The following is a 1,109-nucleotide window of genomic DNA, read 5'->3' as shown; positions in this document are numbered from 1 at the left end:
CCTGCGGATTGGCCCAGTCAACAAGCCAGACAGTCTGGTTCTGCTCGCCCGCCCCGACTTTTTCCTTCACGCCATAACGCAGCAGGCGATAGACCTCCTTGTTGGCATCATAGAGGAGGCGCCCTTCGCCCAGGCTCGCCGCCCGATCCAGTTGCCTGAGCACCTTGGGGATCAGCGCCGCGTCCACTCCCCGCCCCACCAGCCAAGCGGTCAGCAGCTCCGGCTCGACATTCCGGTTGTTCTCCCGAGTATGCCAATCCCCCAGATAGCGATAGCCCAGCTTCTGTTCGAAAAGATGGATCACGCGGTTCTGGGTTGCCCGCTCCCGTTGGCCGACTGAAATCATGCTCTCTATCCCTGTTATTCTCTCAAGCCGCCGCGACAACCGCGCAGCCGCTCTTATTCGTTATACCCACTTCGTTACACCAACCCCTGCTGCAAACGGGTCAAGGCGATTTGCAGACTGCGATCATCAAACAGCCGCGCCTTGCGCTCACCCCACGGGGTTCCCGCTGGCCAGCGGTGCAACCCCTCGCGCAGCGCGCTCAGCGTCGGCGCACAGCCCTCTTCGGCGATCAACCAATCCACCGTGGCCAATAACTCCATGCCATAGGGCGACTCAAAACCATCGATTAACGCGGTCGTCTGCTCCAGTATCGGTAAAAATGCTTTGGCCTCGGTCTGGAGATAAACGGCAAGCTCTTGTTTTTTAGCCTCATTAAACCAGATGACATCAAACGGCTTGCTATCCGGGATGCGCTTGTCGGACTGCAGATAACTGCCGTCCATCGCATTGAGCAGATGGGTCAGATTGTTGGCATAAGGACCATAACGATGGGCCTTAAACTGCAACTGCAGCGGATCCCCCAGCGGGTTGCGGCCAATGACCCGAGCCAGAAACCAGGCCAGTTTCTGGATCTCCAGCAAGCTGCACTCCATCCCTAAAAACCAGTAGCGACGTACCAGTTCAGCAATCAGGGCCCGAGCCGGAGTCAGCTCCGCCACCCCGCCGCGCTTGGCCACATTTTGGTATTGGCGACTGGGCTCATAGAGCAGGATATCGATATCCAGATCGCCCAGTGCCGTTTCGATCGCCTGTTTGACCTCTG

1 protein-coding gene and 1 pseudogene are annotated in these 1,109 nt (G+C 58.3%); both read right to left on the bottom strand.

Annotated features, from left to right (window positions below; all coding sequences use genetic code 11):
* On the bottom strand, positions 1–346 hold a 346-nt coding region (locus tag AACR93_RS05620; RefSeq protein ID WP_043850234.1), incomplete at its 3' end, for a type I restriction endonuclease.
* Between the two features lie 74 nt (positions 347–420).
* Positions 421–1,109 (bottom strand): annotated as a pseudogene (locus tag AACR93_RS05615) (type II toxin-antitoxin system antitoxin DNA ADP-ribosyl glycohydrolase DarG); the annotation flags it as partial.

The sequence above is a fragment of the Aeromonas sp. L_1B5_3 genome (genome assembly GCF_963866575.1).
Classification (GTDB): Bacteria; Pseudomonadota; Gammaproteobacteria; order Enterobacterales; family Aeromonadaceae; genus Aeromonas; species Aeromonas jandaei.
The sequence above is the reverse complement of the archived record's forward strand: the minus strand, read 5'-3'. Positions and strand labels throughout refer to the sequence as shown.